A 2278-nucleotide genomic window follows, 5' to 3' on the forward strand; every position below is an offset into this window, starting at 1 on the left:
ATTAACATACAATTCTATATACTTTAGTAGCTCATCTATTTCAATTTGAATTACTCTTAATGTCTCAAAATCACTATTTAAATAAGCATTATAAGTTAAACCTTCTGATGTAATAGATAAAAGAATTGCATCGACAAAATCTCTAATAATGCTTTCTGATAATCTTAAATCCCCTTCGAAATTTTTCCAATGCTGATCAAAAATATCATTATATATTGCAATTTTTAATATGTTCTCTTGCTCATTTTTTGAAAGTTTTTTGAAATTATTTATATAATCCTGTATCTCTTCCTCATACAAGCATTGCTGACTTTCTCCATCACAAAATACATAATCTGTACTCATATACTCTTCCCCATCATTATACTGTTCAGTTGAAGTCAAATTATGCTCCTCTGTATCTGGTAGATTATATTTTTCTTCTTGTTGCCAGTCTCTATTTATCTCAAAATTATTTATTAAATCTTTCCATTCTTCAAGATTTGTTTTTATTACCTTGATATAATCAGAAGCTCTATAAATTTTTTGTTCCTTTAGATCATAAATATCGAGACTTAAACTTGCTAATTTTATCGCGTTAGATAAAACGTCATTAGAAATTTTTTTCTCATCTTTTCTTTTATTAAGATAATCATTTAAAAACCCACTTATCCCTAAAATAGTTACAATATTTGCTATTAGACTAATCCAATCTAAAAATGATAAATCCATTTTTATTCCTCCTAAAGTAATTATAAAATTAGTATAACACAAAAAAAAATAAATATTTTCAGTTTAAAAACTACCAAATAGATTTCAATAAGAAGGGAAGGATAATCTATATTTTAATCCATACTACAAAAAAAGATTGAGCATTGTACAGTACAAAACTCAATCCTTTAAATAACATTTAAGTTAGTAAACAATTAAAATGATTATTTCTTAAAACAACTCTTTATAAAAATCAATCGTTTCTTCTAAAGTTGGCATAAATGGGTTTCCTGGTGCACATGCATCAATCAAGGCATTCTTAGAAATGTATTCAAAATCGAAATTTTTTTCTTCAATACCAAGTTCAGTCAATTTCTTAGGAATACCTACTGTCTCAGAAATCTTCTCAATCTCAGCAATTGCGTAATCAGCACACTCTTCATCTGATTTACCTTCTACTTGATACTATGCGTGTTCTGCTTTTCGAGACTTCTTGTACAGACTCATAAAACCTAATCAAAATTAATTATATGAGGTTTCAAAAAGCCTTTTATACATACCTTCTTTACCACATAACTCATCATGTTTTCCGCTATCTATGATTTTACCGTTATCCATAACAACAATATTATCGTATTCCTGAGCGTTAGATAGTCTATGAGTTATAAAAATTTGGGTAATTCCTTTATGTTTTAAATTATCCATTATTTTCTTCTCTGTTATAGTGTCCAATTGACCAGTACCTTCATCAAAAATCATAATCTCTGGATTTTGCAAAATAGCTCGAGCTATTGCTAAGCGTTGCCTTTGCCCACCTGATAAATTATTACCATTATCCCCAATACTAGTATAGTATCCCATGGGCATATTATTAATCTCTATATCTAATTCAGCTAAACTTGCTGCAGAAATGACATCCTCCATAGAATGGCTATGAGTTAAATCTATATTGGAAATCACAGTGTCGTTAAACATTACATCATTTTGTAAAACAACTCCGAAACTCTTCCTATAACTATTTAAATCAAATAAATTAATATCATTACCATTATATAAAATCGTATTTTTCTCTACATCATACAGCCGTAGCAATAATTTAATAAGTGTAGTTTTTCCGCAACCTGTCCTCCCCACTATAGCAATACGTTCACCTTTCTTAATAGTTAATGATATATCATAAATAACTTTATAGGCACTACTATAAGCAAAACTCAAATTTCTGAAAGTCATCATTTCAAATGGGGGTAGTTTAGAAATAGAAAATTGATTTTTTTCTTCTGGAGTATAAATGATATCAAACACTCTATCTAAAATTGTAAAACAAAATTGAAATTGAAAACAGTTTTGTACGATTAGAGTAATAGGTGAAAGAAGCAAAGAAACCAATGATAAAAATGACATTAAACTCCCCAGAGACATCATATGCTGCTGTACTTCTAGTCCTCCCAAAATTAAAATTAGTAAGTTTGGTACGAGTCTATAAATAGAAATAAAAGTCTGAAAAATATTTAGATAATTTTCACGCTCTACATCAAATTTAAGCTCATTACTAAACATTTCTTTCCACTTAGTATATGAAACATCTCCT

General features: G+C 28.4%; 2 protein-coding genes and 1 pseudogene. All 3 read right to left on the reverse strand.

Going from position 1 to position 2278, the window contains the following annotated elements:
- Nucleotides 1–711, reverse strand: a 711-nt coding sequence (locus tag ADI58_RS01360; protein WP_049521166.1) for a hypothetical protein, incomplete at its 3' end; no start/stop codon positions are given.
- A 210-nt stretch (nucleotides 712–921) separates the two neighbouring features.
- Nucleotides 922–1149: pseudogene (locus ADI58_RS10500) on the reverse strand (lactaldehyde reductase); the annotation flags it as partial.
- Between the two features lie 63 nt (nucleotides 1150–1212).
- On the reverse strand, nucleotides 1213–2278 hold a 1066-nt coding region (locus ADI58_RS01365), incomplete at its 5' end, for an ATP-binding cassette domain-containing protein (protein ID WP_049521167.1).

It is taken from the genome of Streptococcus mitis, from assembly GCF_001074635.1.
Taxonomy (GTDB): Bacteria; Bacillota; Bacilli; order Lactobacillales; family Streptococcaceae; genus Streptococcus; species Streptococcus mitis_E.